Origin of the sequence: Stenotrophomonas sp., from assembly GCF_050737575.1 — a bacterium.
Taxonomy (GTDB): Bacteria; Pseudomonadota; Gammaproteobacteria; order Xanthomonadales; family Xanthomonadaceae; genus Stenotrophomonas.
In genome coordinates, this window is sequence record NZ_JBOHXW010000002.1 from 578,833 (window position 1) to 596,108 (window position 17,276).

Annotated in this window: 12 protein-coding genes, 3 tRNA genes and 2 pseudogenes; 9 read left to right on the forward strand and 8 right to left on the reverse strand. The window is 58.4% G+C overall.

The window, feature by feature from the left end:
* Positions 1 to 1,122, reverse strand: coding sequence for a PP2C family protein-serine/threonine phosphatase (locus ACREP4_RS05905; RefSeq protein WP_431595228.1), 1,122 nt, complete (start codon positions 1,120 to 1,122; stop codon positions 1 to 3).
* Between the two features lie 166 nt (positions 1,123 to 1,288).
* Here ACREP4_RS05905 and ACREP4_RS05910 point away from each other — a divergent pair, with 166 nt between their 5' ends.
* A complete protein-coding gene (locus ACREP4_RS05910; RefSeq protein ID WP_431595229.1) occupies positions 1,289 to 1,861 on the forward strand; it encodes a recombinase family protein in 573 nt (190 codons plus the stop codon).
* On the opposite strand, the gene ACREP4_RS05915 is transcribed toward ACREP4_RS05910, so the two are convergent.
* Positions 1,851 to 2,192, reverse strand: a complete 342-nt coding sequence (locus ACREP4_RS05915) for a helix-turn-helix domain-containing protein (RefSeq protein WP_431595330.1) — start codon at positions 2,190 to 2,192, stop codon at positions 1,851 to 1,853. The genes ACREP4_RS05910 and ACREP4_RS05915 overlap by 11 nt on opposite strands.
* 1,276 nt (positions 2,193 to 3,468) lie before the next feature.
* On the opposite strand from ACREP4_RS05915, the pseudogene ACREP4_RS05920 reads away from it, so the two are divergent.
* Positions 3,469 to 3,741, forward strand: a pseudogene (locus ACREP4_RS05920) (energy transducer TonB family protein); the annotation flags it as partial.
* A gap of 434 nt (positions 3,742 to 4,175) precedes the next feature.
* On the opposite strand, the gene ACREP4_RS05925 reads toward ACREP4_RS05920, so the two are convergent.
* From ACREP4_RS05925 to ACREP4_RS05935, 3 genes are all read right to left on the reverse strand, one after another.
* Positions 4,176 to 6,149 carry a DUF6538 domain-containing protein gene (locus ACREP4_RS05925; RefSeq protein ID WP_431595230.1) on the reverse strand — a complete coding sequence of 658 codons (1,974 nt, stop codon included), beginning with the start codon at positions 6,147 to 6,149 and terminating at the stop codon, positions 4,176 to 4,178.
* Positions 6,150 to 6,268: 119 nt separating this feature from the next.
* Positions 6,269 to 6,355: transfer RNA gene (locus tag ACREP4_RS05930), tRNA-Leu, on the reverse strand.
* A gap of 84 nt (positions 6,356 to 6,439) precedes the next feature.
* On the reverse strand, positions 6,440 to 7,336 hold the full coding sequence (locus tag ACREP4_RS05935; protein WP_431595231.1) for a LysR family transcriptional regulator: 897 nt from the start codon (positions 7,334 to 7,336) through the stop codon (positions 6,440 to 6,442).
* A 91-nt stretch (positions 7,337 to 7,427) separates the two neighbouring features.
* Here ACREP4_RS05935 and ACREP4_RS05940 point away from each other — a divergent pair, with 91 nt between their 5' ends.
* On the forward strand, positions 7,428 to 8,186 hold the full coding sequence (locus ACREP4_RS05940) for a sulfite exporter TauE/SafE family protein (RefSeq protein WP_431595232.1): 759 nt from the start codon (positions 7,428 to 7,430) through the stop codon (positions 8,184 to 8,186).
* Positions 8,187 to 8,337: 151 nt separating this feature from the next.
* On the opposite strand, the gene ACREP4_RS05945 is transcribed toward ACREP4_RS05940, so the two are convergent.
* A tRNA-Leu gene (locus tag ACREP4_RS05945) sits at positions 8,338 to 8,424 on the reverse strand.
* Between the two features lie 320 nt (positions 8,425 to 8,744).
* Here ACREP4_RS05945 and ACREP4_RS05950 point away from each other — a divergent pair.
* Both ACREP4_RS05950 and ACREP4_RS05955 read left to right on the forward strand, forming a co-directional pair.
* Positions 8,745 to 9,983, forward strand: coding sequence for a DNA cytosine methyltransferase (locus ACREP4_RS05950; RefSeq protein ID WP_431595233.1), 1,239 nt, complete (start codon positions 8,745 to 8,747; stop codon positions 9,981 to 9,983).
* Positions 9,976 to 10,980, forward strand: coding sequence for a hypothetical protein (locus ACREP4_RS05955; RefSeq protein ID WP_431595234.1), 1,005 nt, complete (start codon positions 9,976 to 9,978; stop codon positions 10,978 to 10,980). The genes ACREP4_RS05950 and ACREP4_RS05955 overlap by 8 nt, the downstream gene beginning before the upstream one ends.
* Before the next feature lie 136 nt (positions 10,981 to 11,116).
* Here the strand turns inward: ACREP4_RS05955 and ACREP4_RS05960 are convergent.
* Positions 11,117 to 11,203 (reverse strand) — tRNA-Leu (locus ACREP4_RS05960).
* A gap of 115 nt (positions 11,204 to 11,318) precedes the next feature.
* On the opposite strand from ACREP4_RS05960, the gene rnr reads away from it, so the two are divergent.
* Together rnr and rlmB are read left to right on the forward strand one after the other, a co-directional pair.
* Positions 11,319 to 13,775 (forward strand): ribonuclease R, encoded by a 2,457-nt coding sequence (gene rnr / locus ACREP4_RS05965; protein WP_431595235.1) that lies wholly within the window; start codon positions 11,319 to 11,321, stop codon positions 13,773 to 13,775.
* 210 nt (positions 13,776 to 13,985) lie between these two features.
* Positions 13,986 to 14,729 carry a 23S rRNA (guanosine(2251)-2'-O)-methyltransferase RlmB gene (gene rlmB / locus ACREP4_RS05970; RefSeq protein WP_431595236.1) on the forward strand — a complete coding sequence of 248 codons (744 nt, stop codon included), beginning with the start codon at positions 13,986 to 13,988 and terminating at the stop codon, positions 14,727 to 14,729.
* A 138-nt stretch (positions 14,730 to 14,867) separates the two neighbouring features.
* Here the strand turns inward: rlmB and ACREP4_RS05975 are convergent, their stop codons facing one another.
* Positions 14,868 to 15,422, reverse strand: coding sequence for a hypothetical protein (locus tag ACREP4_RS05975; protein WP_431595237.1), 555 nt, complete (start codon positions 15,420 to 15,422; stop codon positions 14,868 to 14,870).
* A 126-nt stretch (positions 15,423 to 15,548) separates the two neighbouring features.
* Between ACREP4_RS05975 and ACREP4_RS05980 the strand changes: the two are divergent.
* Positions 15,549 to 15,647 (forward strand): annotated as a pseudogene (locus tag ACREP4_RS05980) (TrmH family RNA methyltransferase); the annotation flags it as partial.
* Between the two features lie 10 nt (positions 15,648 to 15,657).
* Entirely contained in the window at positions 15,658 to 16,848 is a 1,191-nt protein-coding gene (locus ACREP4_RS05985; RefSeq protein ID WP_431595238.1) for a P1 family peptidase, read from the forward strand.
* The last annotated feature ends 428 nt before the right edge of the window (positions 16,849 to 17,276 follow it).

A 17,276-nucleotide genomic window follows, 5' to 3' on the forward strand; every position in this document is an offset into this window, starting at 1 on the left:
TCAGCCTTCCTTGTCTGAGAACTGGATTTGTACTTGAGGTACCTTGTTTTCTTCCTTGCTCTTTGTTGTTGTCTTTACCGCTGCCTTTGTCTTCGGCTTCTTTTTTCGTTTCACTCCGGTGGAGGGAGGGGCGCTCGGTGCATCAGCGTCCGCCTGACTAACCGGAGGTCCGGGAGGGACCTCGGAGTCACGGTTAGTTAGGACCTCCGCATATTCGGGCTCGTGCCTCGAACTTGGCCCGCCCCCAAAATCCAGAATGCGCACTTCGCCGAACGCATCCCAAACTTCGAGACAAGAACTGCTCATCGGTGTTTCATCTGCGAGGGCGTCGTTACCGAAGGGAATAGCAATCGCCGTAGCGTTATCAGGGCCACCACACCACCGGGAAAGCTCGACAAGCCTGCGCACACAAGTTCCATAGTCCCCGGCATTACGAACAATTAGCTCAAGGATGCCGGTCGCGCTTTCCATGAAATGCACGCCATCCGTAGTCAACAACGCCATGCCCTGCTGCCCTGGCGTGACGGCACTGACGGACACTTCTAAGGAGCTACCTATCCCTATGTACTGAAGCAGCTTTGAATGCTCTGCCACCCCCCTCTGCTTTCCTAATTGGCCTGCAATAGTGTCGTCTTTCGAGAGCTGCACCAACGCAGACTCCATAGCGTAGATACGGCTATCCCCTACGCTTGCCCAGTACCCACCACCACCTTCCAGCAGCAGAAGAACTGAAAGTGTTGTACCGCCATTGGACAAGTACCGCCGGTACACCGACTCATTCGCTGCAATGAGCGCGCTTTCAAGCCATCGCTCTGATGGAACCCCCGCCCGTGCTTGACTGAGCAGGCTCGTCAGGAGCGAAGCCAGCCCAGTCGAGGCACATACATGCCCGTCCTGCATGCCTCCAATACCATCAGCAACTGCTGCAACAACGAAAACTCGACCCTCAGTATCACGGCCGCGAGCAATCGCAGCGCGGTCTTCGTTCTGCTTCCGAACCAAACCGGTTTCGCTAGCGATTGCTGCAGAAAAGGGGAGAACACGCCGCGCACCAGTCGTTGGGGACCTGCGGAGAAACCATTCCTCCAATTGCTGTCGTGCCATAGGTGCTCTATCGGTCATGAATGCGTCTTCTGTGCGCGTAGATTTGATGATAGAGGATACGCCACGGCCTCGCGCCTTGGTGCAGAGAGTGCTTTCAATACGTATAGCTATTGGGATGCCTTCTATGGCGTTCCAAAAGTAATTTCAAAATGCTATTCTCATAATCTCTAAAAAGTTGTGAGACATGCGGATGGCGCTGGTCGGCTACGGGAGAGTGTCATCGCAGGGGCAGTCGCTTGATGTACAGCTTGAGAAGCTGGCGAAGGCTGGATGCACCAAGGTGTACCGGGAAAAGCGCTCAGGCCGACAGGCGGACAACCGCCCGGAGCTTCAAGCGGCCCTTGAGTACGTCCGGGAGGGGGATGTACTGGTCGTGAGCCGCCTCGACCGCATCGCAAGGAGTGTCATTGATTTGGCGAAGATTGCTGACTTGCTGAAGCGGAAGGGTGTCAGCTTGCATGTGTTGGACCAAGGGTTAGACACAACGACCTCAGAAGGGAAGTTGATGTTCAACCTCCTGGGGGCGTTCGCTGAGTTTGAGGCGGACATTCGTGCTGAACGGCAAGCTGATGGCATCGCGCTGGCAAAGCTGAAGGGCGTCAAGTTCGGCCGCAAGAAGGCGCTGACAGGGGCTCAGGAGGAGCGCATACGCAAGATGCGGGCCGAGGAGGACTTCAGCATCGAGCAGTTGGCCGAGCGATTCGGAATCAGTCGCAGTAGCGTGTATCGGGCACTACAGCACAGTGTTAAGGCTTGAGTACCTCCAAGAAGGCTTCGCGTTTCTTCGGAGGGAGCGCCCTGAACCGGATTAGTAGTGTTCGCTCATGAATGCTGCCGACCCTCACTTCGGCCAAATCTCCATCTTGGGGTTTGGTGTTGATGGAGGCATCGACTCCACAAATAAGCTCGTCGAGCGAGCGCTTCAGTGCATTCCGTAGCTCAGGCAGAACACGGAAGCTTGGGGTCTCCCGCCCGTTCTCCCATGCCGAAACTGATGCTTTTGTCACTCCCAAAGCAAAGCCTAGCTGTTCTTGTGTCATGCCAGTCGCAGTTCGCGCCTCACGCAATCTGTCTCCAAAGCTTTTCATGTTGATGGCCCGCGAAATCTGGACCTTCAAAATATGGAGGTTCCGCACTCATGTCGTTCGGCTTAGATTGACTCTGCTTGTTATGAAATCCCATACTTTGGGGGTGCGGAAAATATAGACTGGCTCGAATGCTAGCTGGTGACTTGTATGTTCGCACGGGAACTGACGTAGGTGTTTGCCCGGATAGCCTTGCCCAGCGGGGTTCTGAAGGCAACCTGTGGTTCTTAGGGTGCAAGTGAGTTATTCAACTGCCCCTGCTATGCGTAGCAAAGGGTTGCCAGATAGAAGCGGGGGCATGGGTGAGTTAGGGCGAGTTTGTGGTGATGAGTCATGTCAGCATTTCAGGCCAAGTCCTATCTAGGCCCCCAGCCCCAAACCTCGGACACAAGGCGCAGTCCATCTATCTACTGTCGTACTCGAACTACCCCAAAACAAGGACGAAATAATGTTGAGTCGTACTGCCTATGCATGTCTGGTTGCATCATTCATTGGATTGCTCCCTGGTTGTAAGTCGGAAAGCTCAGGTGCAAGCATCGATAAAATGGGGTTGTCTGACTACACATCGGAAGGCGAGGCATCGTCATACAAGACGTCCAGCGATGGTGGAGTTTCGGCTATCACATCAGAGAGCTTCTTCGTGGAGCGAAAGGAAATAATTCCCTTTGGAGACGGCCCTGAAATCTTCTTTGTACTAGATAGGAACACGATTCAGGCTTGCTCCCCGTCAGTCGGTTGCGGTGCGCCACTAGCGCTAAATCACACTAAGGATATGCCTGCGGTTTGTCGAGGAACAAACATAAATGATGCGCTGGCTAACGAACAGCCGTGGTATCTCGTTTGCTCTTCCATTGCGCCTGCTCCTGTTGAAGAAAGTACTGATGGAAAGTACAAGTCTAGGGAGACTATTGCAGCTTCAGTGCCGTGGCTTTTAGTAGAGGATTTCAGTCGAGGGCGGCTATTCAGGGCGCGCTTCAAGGTGCGGGCTAGTGGCGTCGAGCAGCCCCAACGGAAGGTGGTGGATGTCTCATCGAAATGTGAGTTGATAGAGCGGGGGGAGGCAGAAGCAAGGCAGCAATGTCAATCCGGAAACTTCAATGCATGTCGCGAAATTTCCGGGTGGATTGCCAATAAGGTCATGGAGGGCTGCTCTTCGGTTGCCTCTTCGCCGACAGGGCAAGTTCGAGAGGGGAATGAGGGCGCAGCTTCAAACGATGCGCAATCACAGTCATCTTCTTCAATTGATACGTCAACTCATGAAGGGCAGGTGGCTGAAGAAGCTACGATTGACATCACATCGCGCAATATGAATCCGCCCAAGTACCCGCCAGCTGCGTTTAGGGCGGGAGTTCAGGGCGTGGTTGGCCTCGTTGTTGACGTCGATGCTAATGGGGGTGTCGTAAATGTGACTGTTGAGAGGTCGAGTCGGAACAGGGATTTGGACCGTGCAGCAATAGAGGCCGCAAGAAGGTGGGGATTCAACGCTGCGAAATCCTCGAGCGGGAAGTCCGTGGCGGGTAGAATTCGAGTGCCTGTCACGTTCTCGCTTGATAGAAATGAATCCGCCGAAGGGGATTCCCCACAGGATGAATCAACCTCCTCTGCGGCCTTCGGGAGCATTCGTGATGCGATAGCTGAACTATGGGCACATTCTGACTACGCCAATTTGCGCGAGGTGGATTTTTCTCGCATAGATGCCGCCAGAGGTGTAGCCGAACTGGATGCCAGCACGCAGATGTTCCTACCGCCTGGGTCTACCGACACGCTCGTCATGTACACCGAGAACAATGCGGGCACGCCATTCCTGACCGTGGAGCGCTTCGATGGTAGGCATTGGCGGGATGTCAGTGCAGCGACGCTGCCCGGATACATTAATAGGAATGGAAGCAACTACTTCCTCGATGGGAGTGGGGGCGCTATTAAGGTCCGAAGCCTTCCAGCAAAGAAGGCTTGGCGCTACAACAATGGAAGGTTTGTCCAGGAGGGCTAGGGTTTTGGCGCAACAAGTTTGGTGTTGCGAGGAGTCGCTTTTCTAGGTACTCCATTGCGCGGCCTAGGCAAGGGCTGGGTGAGCGTGGGGCTCGCCCAGCCCTTTTCGTCTATAACTCCCTTTAAGTGGCTCCAGTCGATATCGAAGTCGAGCAGGGGGTGTAGCTTCTCAGCTAGAAGGGTTGGCTTGAAGGCGCGGCCGTACCTTTCTCGATAGATTCGGTTCGAGATTGCTTTGTCATCTGCAGTACTGTGGCCTGTGTATGCACAGGCGTAGTGGTCCATCGTGGCATCGGCTTTGAAGCGATTGATGACGGTGTGGCGGAGGCAGTATAGGACGACTCCATTTTTCTTCAGTCCTGCATTCTTCAGCAGCTTGCCGTTAAACCAATCGCCGATTTCCCTGCTTATCTTCTGGTTGTGACGGAATGCTTCAGGGAATAGCTGTTCCCCGGACTTGAACCGCTGGATGAAGCTCAAGAAGCCCAGTTGGATGACTTGGGTGTGGAGGGGGATTGAGCGAAGGCTGGAGGCTGTCTTGAACTGCTTCTGCGTGTCTTGCTCATCGTCATCTGCAATCCCTTCTTCCCCTTCATCATCCGGCATAAGGCGGAGATACCAGGTCCCGTTCTCGTCCTGTGTAACATCTTGGTACTGCAGTTGACTGATTTCGGCTGGCCGAGCACCGGTGAATAGCAGAAGGATGCTTCCCCATACGTACAGCGGAAACTTAGCCTTTCTGAAGGTTTCAATTCCGGCTCCGGCGTAGAGTATCTTCAGTTCGTCATTGGAGAAGACGTGCCGTGGCTTCTTGGCTTTGGAGGCCTTCACTGTAGTGAAAAGCGCAGCGCCGTAACGGCCATGCCAGAACCCCTTCTGCTGCAGATAGGAGAAGAAGAGGGAGATGGCGCTTCCCTTGTCCTTCAGAGTTTTGGGCGAGAGTTTGGCGTCGGACTTGCTTAGTGCAATCTTCGCTGGGGATAGTCCTGTCCTCTTGTGAGTGACGTACCAGTCAGCGGGCAGGGTTCGCATCAACTTTTCGTAACTGGCGAAATCTTTTGCTTGTAGCTCGGTAGTGAGCTTGTCGCCGACAAGGACGATGAACTGCTGGACATAAGAGTCATAGTTGCTAACGGTCGCTTTTTTCCAAATGCCGCCGTTCTCAATGCGGTTCTCCTTGACCCATGTTTCCTTAGCCTCGCTGAGGGCAATAGGCTCGCAGTCTGTGGCAGCGGATGATGAGGTGGTCGCCGGTGTTGCCTTGATAGTTGTTTGGCGTGCATAAGCACTGGCAACCTTGAGTTCGCTCAGGTTGCGGGTTATGGGTGAGGCGAGAACAATTTCATAATAGCGGTTACGTCCAACGCTACTTTGCAGACCCGGTTGGTCTGAGTGAACTTTTTCGACGAGAAGCGAGTTCTTGTCAGCGGCCAATGCGGCCCGGATGCCATCTCGGGTTAGACGGGCGTGGTCATCGGTGAAGTCGGCAAGCGCCTCAATGATTTGAGGTCGAAACGCACCCTCATCGTCGTAGCTCTGTCCCCAGACTTCCACGGATTGATTGCTCACAGCGATGTAGAACGTTGCGCCAACGCGCTCCAAGGCGGCTAGAGCGTCCTTGAGTTGCTGCACCTCAACCGTGCCAGCCATCTCTCCCAGGGTTATTAGCGTATCGCCAGCAGCTTGCGCAGGCGCGGTGTCGCCATTCATCCCAGCATGCCTCTTGATTGCGTTCAGGAGGTCGTTGTAGCGAATGGCTGAGCGGGAGACAAGGACGCTCTGCGCAACGTCCAGTGCGGCCAGCCAGTGCCTCGCAACAAGGTGGCGGGCGGTCCCGGGATGGGAGGTTCGCAGCGAGGTGCGCAATTCGATGGGACTGCCGGGAGGCATTTGTTGCTGGCAGGCGAGGGGGATGGGCCAGCGGAAGTAGTAGATGCCGTTGCGGCGGTAGAGGTAGCTGCGGGCGGTCATGTGTGTGCTGACCGGCACAGCGACTCGTCGCTCTCTGGGACCCGCTGTACCCAGTGGAGGCTTTAGAAAGCGAAAAACCCCGCAGGAGCGGGGTTTTCGCGGCCTAAGCCATTGAGTCGTGGTGCCCAGGAGAGGACTCGAACCTCCACGGAGTTGCCCCCGCTAGCACCTGAAGCTAGTGCGTCTACCAATTCCGCCACCTGGGCGACTCAGGGGGCGAATTCTGTGTGAGAACGCAGAATGTGTCAACAGGTTTTCAGCGACAAATGTGTTTGTCCGGGGCAGTAGCTTCAATGCGGCGGCGCCACCGCACCCAGATGCAGCAGCAGACTGCGCATCGCCGGGGACAGGGATTTCCATTGCGCAAAGCACAGGCAGAGATGGCGCCGCGCCCAGTCGTCGCGCAACGCCACCACCTGGTAGCCATGCGCGCGCCGGAAGCGCCGCGCCTGCGCCTGCGGCACCACCGCAATCCCGACGCCGTGACCCACCATCGCGCACAGGCCCTCAAAAGTTTTCATGTGGACGCGCGCTGCCAATGCACGACCGGCATCCTGTGCCTGCAGGTTGATGTGCTCCTGCAGGGCGTTGCCGTCGGCCAGTGCGATGAAGGCTTCGCCGAGTACGTCTGCAAACGCAACGGAGGTGTGGCGCGCCAGGCGGTGCTTCGGCGGGGCGATCAGAACCAGGTGATCCCTCGCCACCGGTTGCAGGTGCAGACCATCGGCTGCCACCGCATCGCTGACGATGCCGGCTTCGGCCAGGCCGGCGCTCACCGCGCGGACGATCTCGATGCTGGTGCGTTCCTTCAACTCCACCCGCAGCTTTGGCCGCTCGGCCAGCCACGGCGCAAGCCGCGGCGGCAGGAAGTCGGTCAGCGCGGCGGTATTGGCATACAGGTGCAGCGTGCCGCGCGCGCCTTGAGCGAAATCCTGCAACTCATCACGCAGGCGCGAACGCTGTTGCAGGATCAATCGCGCGTGGTGGGCGAGGGCATCGCCGGCTTCGGTCGGCGTCACGCCGCGCGGGTGACGTTGCAGCAGTTCCACGCCGGCATCGGTTTCGATGGCGCGCAGCCGCTCACTTGCCGAAGCCAATGCGAGATTGGCGCGCGCAGCGCCTGCGGTGATGCTGCCGGCGTCCACCACACACAGGAACAGACGCAGGTCGGCCAGATCCAGTCGCATGGGCATTCTCCTGTCCAGCCTTCGGATGGGCCGAAGGGTAGCGCGGAATATCCGCATTGTGGCCAGGCCCGGGCGCCGCTCCAATGCGGACATGTCCGATTCCCTTGTTTTGACGCTACTGCTGGCTGTCACCTTCACCCTCGCTGGCACGGTGAAGGGCGTGACCGGCATGGGCCTGCCCACGGTCGCCATGGCCCTGCTGGGTACGTTGATGTCGCCGAGCATTGCGGCGGCGCTGTTGGTGATCCCGTCGTTGGTGACCAATGTCTGGCAGCTGTTGCGCGGGCCGCATCTGCACACGGTGGTGCAACGGCTGTGGCCGATGATGCTGGCAATCATGGTCAGCACCCTGGCGGGAGCGGCATTGCTGACAAAAGTGGATGCGCGGTGGTCGGGCTTCGCACTGGGCGGCGTGTTGGTGGCTTACGTGCTGCACGGCTTGCTGGCTCCGGCGTTGCAGGTGCCGGGCTGGGTGGAGAGGCGGTTTTCGCCAGCCGTTGGCGTGGTCACCGGCATCGTCACCGGCGCCACCGGCGTGTCGGTGATACCGGTCGTGCCGTGGCTGCAATCGCTGGACATGGAGCGCGAGGTGCTGGTGCAGGCATTCGGCTTGTCGTTCACCGTTTCCACGTTCGCACTGGCCATGGGTTTGTGGATGCAGGGCGCGTTCGCGTTGAGCACGCTGGGCTTGTCGACGCTGTCGGTGTTGCCCGCACTGGCCGGCATGTGGCTGGGGCAGAAGATCCGCGCGCGGATCAGTCCGCGCCGCTTCCGCCAATGCCTGCTGATGTTCCTGTTGCTGCTGGGGCTGCAGCTGTTGCTGCGACCGGTTCTGTCTTCGTGGGGCTGACGGAGGGACGTTGTCTGCACACGTAGGCTGGGATGAAATCCCGGCAACCCCATGCACCAGCCAGTGCTGGGGTTTCATCCCAGCCTGCGGTGCCGCTCAAATCGCAGGCATGAAAAAACCCGCTTTCGCGGGTTGTTTCATTCTTGAGTCATGGTGCCCAGAAGAGGACTCGAACCTCCACGAAGTTGCCCCCGCTAGCACCTGAAGCTAGTGCGTCTACCAATTCCGCCATCTGGGCGACTCAGGAGCGGAATTATGCAGGGCGGCTTCTGCTCCGTCAACACTTTTGTGCATTTTTTCTACGTTAAGAGGAGCGGGGTTGGGCGAGTGGCTGCGAAGAATAGGAATTGTGAGCGCACGATGTGGACCGCAGGGGCCTCAGGCTCGAAAGTGCATGCGCGACCATCATCGCCAATGAAGGCGATGGCTTCTACAATCGCACTACCTGCTGCCGGGACCCGGCACGCAGGCGTTGAGAGCAGGCATTGCTGGTACTTCCGGTTGCTTTCTCGCCACTGTGGACAACGCAGGGGTCCACACTTGAAGGATTGATGCGAGATGGCGTTTGAATCAGCAATAGGTCTCGTTCCAAGCGAGCATGAGCACAGTTCTGTCAAGGGACAAGAACGAAGGGCAGGCAGGCAGGGCCAGCTGACCACGGTGGAGTTGTTCTGTGGTATCGGCGGGTTCCGTCGCGCAGCGGACGCTGTTGGGCTCAGGACCCTTTGGGCGAATGACTCTGGTGCCATGGCATGCAGTGTCTACCGCGCCAACCATGGTGCTGACGGACTGCATGAAGGGGACATCAACGATGTCATGGATTCAATCCCATCGCATGACATTTTGACTGGAGGATTTCCTTGTCAGCCATTCAGCTCGGCTGGGAAAAAAGCAGGCATTCGTGACCCTAGAGGGACGCTTTTTCAGGTAATTGTGAATGTTGTTCGCAATAGGCGTCCTAGGCATTTCGTTCTGGAGAACGTCAAGCGCCTGTTGTCGATGGAGCAGGGCATTCATTTTGAGACCGTACTCTCTGCGCTGTCGTCGCTGAACTATTTCATAGAGTGGCGAGTGCTGAACGCGAAGGATTTCGGTTTGGCGCAGAATCGCGAACGGGTGTTGATCGTCGGTACGCGATTGGATGAGCCTGCAGACAGGACTCTGCCCTCTAAGGCGATTCGTCTAGCGACTTCTCCTGAGTTGCCACTAGGGGTGAGGGAAATGTTAGGAAACTATTCCGCTTGGCCATCGTTCCGTAGTCATAAGGCTCGATTTCCGATGTGGGGTGTCGCTCTGAGTGGGAAGTATTTGTCCGTTGATCCTCTAGCATTTGCTGCTGCTGGGCCAAAGTGCTGTTTGTTGGATGTGCTTGAGCAAAATGTTCCTGACGAATTTGATTACACACAATCGACGCTTGACCGACTCCACATGAACGAGATGGTCGAGCGATTTGTGAATGGAGTTGAGATCATCAGCAATCAAGGTGGCGGGGCAAGGATGGGCTATACGATTTTTGGTATTAAGGGGCTCGCTCCAACTTTGACGGCATCAACTAGTCGTCATTACGAGCGCTACCAAATAGGAGAGCGCTATCGGCGTTTGATGCCGAAGGAGTACGCGCGTTTGCAAGGCTTTCCGGATGATCATTGTTCTGCGGCCAAACCCTACGACCAGTACGGGCTCTATGGAAATGCGGTTCCTCCACCGATGATTGAGTGGGTCTTTCGGCAGCTGATCCATCCGCAGGAATGCATGATTATCGAAGAGCTGAAACAGAAGGAGCTGTTCGGTGTCTGATGAAAAAGCTTTGCATCGCAGTGTCGTGCGCGAAAATCTTGATATCACCATTGCCAGGCTCAACGCAGCATTGAGGGGCGAGGGGCTTGATGTGATTGAGCCGGTCATCAAGCGCATGGCGCGAGGAGGGCGACTTCCTCATTGGTATGAAGAGTTGAAGGAGAAGCACACCATTGTGAATCTGGATGGTAAAACCATCGGTTCAATTCTGGAGATGCTATTTGTGGCGGTCTTGGAAACAGGGGTCTTGGCAACTAGTGGTATCGAATTCCGGATTAATCCGGCGCGAGGTGTCGATCTGCCTGACCTTGATCTTGGTATCAAGTCTCCTTCCAAGAATTATTGTACGAGTGAGCCATTCTTCTCAGCCTACGAACGCTTGTATGGAAGCGAGTACGACTGTTTGGTTTTGCTTACTGATTATCAGGAGGCGAAGAAGCGAAAGGGAGACTTTCGCTTGCAGGTTGAGCGCTGGAGGTACATGAGGGGCACGGAGATTGCGGACTTTGAGCTTTGTCGAATCGCGAAAATGCATCGCGATTGGCTGCTGAAAGAAAGTACTTCAACTGCCATGCGTGTTTTCCGGTTTCTCGCCTATGTCAATCAGGGCGACTGGAGGGCGCGCTGGTTGCTGAAGCTGACAGAGCAGATGAAGGAATCGCAGGAAAAGTTTGATATGAACAAGTTGCGTATTGAAAAAGACTACGCCAAGCAGAACAAGAGCAGGCTGAGTGCGAGTAGAGAGCTGATTCCAGAGGCCGATCTCGAGGCGCTTCAGAAGATCTTTGTGGCTTCGCCAAGATACTTGGGCGTTATCAATCAGCTTGAAAACTGGGTTGGCGAGTTCTTGCGGGACGCTTCGCGGGCTCCCAATGAAAATGAGGAAGCGCGGTTAGTAAACGGTCCCTTGGAGGGCAAGATGGGGCTCAGCTTCGCACTGCAGTGGCGATACAATTTCGGTCGAATCTTTGGGGCGTCTGTTGACGTCAAAGAGTAGGTTCTCCGAGCCGGTCCGTAGCTACAGGAAGCTTGATGCCATCTTGTGTGCGGTGTCGCGGAGGTGCACTTCCACCTTTAAGTGAAGGGTAAAAAAAAGAAACCCCTGAAAAATCAGGGGTTTCTTTTAATTCAGATGGTGCCCAGAAGAGGACTCGAACCTCCACGGAGTTGCCCCCGCTAGCACCTGAAGCTAGTGCGTCTACCAATTCCGCCACCTGGGCACTTCAGGCCGGCGAGTTTGGCGAGTGCGCGTGTATTTGTCAACGGCTTTTCACATTGGCGCTGCGTGCTGGCGTGCGCACTGCGTACACGGTTCAGCAGGTACCATGGCGGTCGATGAACAACAAAAAGACCACTGGGGCCGGAAAGGCCCGCAAGTCCGCCGCCGGCGCCAAGCCGGACAAGGCCCCGGGCAAAGCCCGCAAATCCGCAAAACTGCCGCCGTGGATGCCGGAGAGCCTGTCGGCTCCCGCCAAGCCCGGCCGTGGCAAACCCAAAGATCACTCCGCTTCCGCGCCGCAGAGTTTCGTGCGCGGCCGGCGCAAGCCGGGCCCGGCTGTCGCTATCGATGATCCCTACGCGTCCCGCGAGGCAGAACGTTACGCGCAGCCGATTGCCAGCCGCGAGGCCATCCTGCAGCTGCTGGAACGCTGCGAAGGTCCGCAGAACGCTGAAGAGATCGGCCGCCAGCTCGGCCTGACCGAGCCGGATCGCGCCGACGCACTGTCCAAGCGCCTGGGCGCGATGGTGCGCGATGGCCAACTGGTGCAGAACCGCCGTGGCGGCTTCGCGCCGGTGCTGGCGCTGAGCCTGATCCCCGGCGTGGTGATCGCCAACCCGGAAGGCTTCGGCTTCCTGCGCCCGGACGAGGGCGGCGACGATCTGTTCCTGTCGCCGTATGAAATGCGCAAGGTGATGCACGGCGACCGCGCGTTGGCCAACGTCACCGGCATTGACCGCCGCGGCCGCCGCGAAGGCGCCATCGCCCGTGTGCTGGAGCGCGGCGTCAACCGCCTGATCGGCCACTTCAGTGTGGAGTTCGGCATCAATTACGTGGTGCCGGATGACAAGCGCATCCAGCGCAACATCCAGATCCCGGGCGACCTCACCGGTGGCGCCAAGGACCGGCAGTTGGTGGTGTGCGAACTGACCCATGCGCCGGATTCACGCCGCCCGCCGATCGGCAAGATCATCGCCGTGCTCGGCGACAAGCTGACTCCGTCGCTGGTGGTGGAAACCGCCATTCACGGCCATGAACTGCCGTATGAGTTCCCGCCGGAAGTGCTGGACGAAGCCACCGCCATTCCGATGACGGTCGAAGCGTCGATGATCGGCAAGCGCGTGGACCTGCGTTCGATGCCGCTGGTGACCATCGACGGTGAAGACGCCAAGGATTTCGACGACGCGGTGTATTGCGAAGCGAACCACGATGGCTTCCGCCTGGTGGTCGCCATCGCCGACGTGTCCAACTATGTGCGTCCCGGTACGCCGCTGGATGACGAAGCGCAGAAGCGTGCCACGTCGGTGTATTTCCCCGGATTCGTGGTGCCGATGCTGCCGGAGACGCTGTCCAATGGCATCTGCTCGCTGCGGCCGAAGGAAGACCGCATGTGCTTCGTCTGCGACATGCAGGTGGGGCGCGATGGCCAAGTGAGCGGCTCCAGGTTCTACGAAGCGGTGATGAACTCGCATGCGCGCCTGACCTACACGCAGGTGTGGAATGCGGTGGGCGAAGACGACGCGGATGCCAAGGCTTTCATCGGCCCGCTGCTGCCGCAGATCCAGAGCCTGCACCAGCTGTACCGCATTCTGGCCAAGGCACGCGACCGCCGTGGCGCCATCGAGTTTGAAACCTCGGAAGTGCGCTTCGTGCTCGATAACCGGGGTGAAGTCACCCAGGCCGGCATGATGGTGCGCAACGACGCGCACAAGCTGATCGAAGAATGCATGATCGCGGCCAACGTTGAAGCCGCGCGTTACCTGCTGTCCACGCACGTCCCGGCACCGTTCCGCGTGCATGAGCGGCCGCCGGAGTCCAAGTTCGCGGACCTGCTGGAGTTCCTCAAGGAGTTCAAGCTGAGCCTGCCGGCATGGAACAAGGTGCAGCCGGCCGATTACACCAAGCTGCTGAAGAAGGTGCGCGAACGTCCGGATGCGGCCTTGCTGGAATCGGTGTTGCTGCGCAGCCAGTCGTTGGCGGTGTATTCGCCGGACAACAACGGCCACTTCGGCCTGGCGCTGGAGGCGTACGCGCACTTCACCTCGCCGATCCGCCGTTATCCCGACTTGCTGGTGCACCGTGCCATCAAGTACGCGCTGACCGGCGGACCGCGCGAAAAATACACCTATACCCCGCGCGAGATTGCGGCGTTGTCGCTGCAGTGCTCCGAGCGTGCGCGCCGTGCCGATGAGGCCGAGCGCGAGGTGGATGAGCGGTTCCGCGCGGCGTGGATGGAAAAACACGTGGGCGGCCAGTTTGATGGCGTGATCAGCGGCGTGACCAGCTTCGGCCTGTTCGTGGAACTGGACGAATCCAAGGTCAACGGCCTGGTCCACGTAACCCAGTTGCCGCACGATTACTACCAGTTCGACCCGATCCGCAAAACGCTCAACGGCGACCGCCGTGGCAGCGAGTTCCGGCTGGGCGACCGGGTGCGCGTGCTGGTGCTCAAGGCCAGCATGGAAGAGCGCAAGATCGACTTCCGCCTGGTCCAGAAGGACGGCGAGGCCAGCGAGGTGGCACCGCTGCCCGAGCGCGGCAAGCCGGCCAAGCGCGTCAAGAAGAAGTACTGAACGCCGGGACCGAAGGGTTCTCAGGCACGCGTGAAAGGGAGTGAGGAGTGAGCCGGGGCGAGCGCCCTGCGCCGCTCCTCCTTCCGCTTCAGCAGGGGCCGCTGGCCCGGTTTTCCGGGCGGTTGCGCTTGCGCCTGCTCGCTGCTGATTCCGTTTCGCCGACGTGTCGGTAGTACCATTGCCCCCCAAATTTCCCCCCATGTGACGCCCATGAGCAAGCAGAACCAGTGGATCGTCGGCGTCAATGCCGTGGCTTCTTCGATTGAGAAGGACCCGGAAAACGTTCGCGAAGTCCTGATCGAGGCCGGTGCCAAAAACCCGCGCCTGGTCGAAATTGAAGAAGAAGCCCTGCGCAAGGGCATCGACGTGCGCAAGGTCAACGCCCAGGCACTGGGCGGCGTGGCCGGCCAGGTACGCCACCAGGGCGTGGTCGCGCGTTATGCCGCGCCCAAGCTGTGGGACGAGAACGAACTGCAGGGCCTGATCGAAGCCGCCGAAGGCAAGGCGCTGGTGCTGGTGCTGGACGAAGTGCAGGATCCGCACAATCTCGGCGCCTGCCTGCGCAGTGCCGCCGCCGCTGGCGTTACCGCCGTGGTGATTCCCAAGGACAAGAGCGCGCCGGTCAATGCGACCGTGCGCAAGGTCAGCGCCGGTGCGGCTGACCGCATTCCGGTGGTGGCGGTGACCAATCTGGTCCGCTGCATCAAGGACATGCAGAAGCTGGGCGTGTGGGTGTACGGCCTGGCTGGTGAATCGGACACGGCCATTCACAAGCTCGACCTGCGCGGCAACGTGGCGCTGGTGATGGGCGGCGAAGCCGACGGCATGCGCCGCCTGACCCGCGAAACCTGCGACCAGCTGGTGCGCATCCCGATGCCGGGTGATATCGAAAGCCTCAACGTTTCCGTCGCCACCGGCGTGGCCCTGTTCGAAGCCGTCCGCCAACGTCTGTAAATTCAAATTTGGATTGCTGTATTACTAAGAAGCCCCGCATTTGCGGGGCTTCTTGTTGGCCAAAAAACTAAGTCCTGTCAATTCTCCGTGGCTGTTTTCGGAAATTCAGTGATGGAGAAATTCTTGGTATTACTCGTACTAGAGAAATACGTATCCGATAATGCCGTCCAGTGCTTTGTTGGGTACGTTTTCACATGCTGAGCTAAGGGTGTCAAAATGATCTGCGCGAGATGGTGTGTAGCCGCGCATGCAGCGATAAAGCGGAACGGTTCCGGGGATCTGCGTATCTGCAACATATCCCAGGATGGGCATCCAAGTGGACAGGTTCTTGCCTTCGCAATTGGGGTCGGGAGAAGTGAAGAAGTCGTTCTTTCCAGCTATGAAACAGTTGTAAAGCGCGTGTCCACCACTGAATGAAGTGTATGAGATAAACCCTAAACTTCCTTGGTGTCTCCATCCTAAATCTTGCCAATTCCTAGGCATTTCGCGGCCAGACCAATGGTTGGCTTCCTTGGAATTGTAGTAGCGGTGGAGTTCAACAAGTTGAACTCCCACGGGAAGTGCTAATGTGCTGGCATCAACTCTTTGGGATACTTGAGGTGGGTCCGGAATTTGTACAAGACTTTGAGCTTGAGCGAATGTTGCAGCAGTCAAAGTGGCCGTCAGCGCCAAAGCTTGAGTGATCTTCTTCATTGAATAACAATCCTTGTGATGAAGGCGCACTTTTTGTGCGCTCCCTGAACCTATCACTATTGTGGATGGTAGTGCTATCAGACGAATCTCCTAAATCTTGATTGATATATAAAATAAAAAGAGTATGGGCTGGTGCGCATCCCGATGCCGGGTGATATTGAAAGCCTCAACGTTTCCGTCGCCACCGGCGTGGCTCTGTTCGAAGCCGTCCGCCAACGTCTCTAAAGGAATCTGCATGCTCCACGCGCCGCACCGTCTGTTGCTTCCACTGACTGCGGCGCTGCTGGGGCTGTGCGCCTTTGCGGCCTCCGCGAAGGATGCCCCGCGCGTGCATGCGCGTGATCTGGGCGTCGCACCGGGCATCTTCGCCCCCGGCAAATACAACGCCATTACCGACGTTACCGGCGTGCGCGTCGGTCAGGTAACCCTGGTCGAAGGCGACACGGTGCGCACCGGCGTCACCGCGATCCTGCCGCATGCCGGCAATGTCTATCGCTCGCGCGTACCGGCGGCGGTGCATGTGGGCAATGGCTTCGGCAAGTTTGTCGGCAGCACCCAGGTCAACGAACTGGGCGAACTGGAAACCCCGATCCTGCTGACCTGCACGTTGTGCGTGTGGAAGGCCGCCGATGCGATGGCCGAGTGGATGCTGGCCAAGCCGGACATGCAGCAGGTGCGTTCGCTGAATGTCGTGGTCGGCGAGACCAACGACGGCGGGCTCAATGACATCCGCGCCCGGCCAGTCACGGCCGATGCCGTGCGCCGCGCTTTGGAAACCGCGCAAAGCGGACCGGTGCAGGAAGGCAGCGTTGGCGCGGGCACCGGCACGGTGGCGTTTGGTTGGAAGGGTGGTATCGGTACTTCATCACGCAAGCTGCCCGACAGCCTCGGTGGCTGGACCGTAGGCGTGTTGGTGCAGGCCAACTTCGGCGGCGTGCTGCAGGTGGAAGGTGCACCGGTCGGCCGCGAACTGGATCGTTATGCGTTCCAGAATGCGGTCGCGCAGCAGGACAACCGACGTGGGTTGGCGGATGACCGCGGTGATGGCTCGGTCATCATCGTCATCGCCACGGATGCTCCGTTGTCAGACCGAAACCTGAAACGATTGGCGTCGCGCGGAATGATGGGCTTGGGCCGCACCGGCAGTTCCGCATCCAACGGCAGCGGCGATTACGTGCTGGCGTTTTCCACGGCGGAGTCAGTGCGGCGAGCCTTCGATGCGCCGCAACTGCAGACCACCGAGTTGGCCAACGAATCAATGAGCGCGGTGTTCCAGGCCAGCGTGGATGCGGTGGAGGAATCCGTCTACAACGCCTTGTTCATGGCAACCACGGTGAGTGGCAACGGCCAGACGGTAGAAGCGATTCCGCTGGAGCGTGTGCGGGAGATATTGAAGGCGCATGGGGTTGAGGCGTTGAAGCGGTAGGGCGCGGGGTGCCGCAGTGCCCGATGTAGTCCCTTCTCCCGCGTGCGGGAGAAGGTGGTGCGAAGCACCGGATGAGGGGAGCTTTGGACGTTGCTTGCTTTGAAACAACCCTCACCCCAACCCCTCTCCCGTAAACGGGAGAGGGGCTTTGAACGCGCGGGGTCCGATTTTCCGCGGGGTGTGGCAATGCTCGCTCGCTCCCTTCTCCCGCGTGCGGGAGAAGGTGGTGCGAAGCACCGGATGAGGGGAGCTTTTGACGTTGCTTGCTTTGCAACAACCCTCTCCCCAACCCCTCTCCCGTAAACGGGAGATGGGCTTTGAACGCGCGGGGTCCGATTTTCCGCGGGGTGTGGCTATGCTCGCTCGCTCCCTTCTCCCGCACGCGGGAGAAGGTGGTGCGAAGCACCGGATGAGGGGAGCTTTTGACG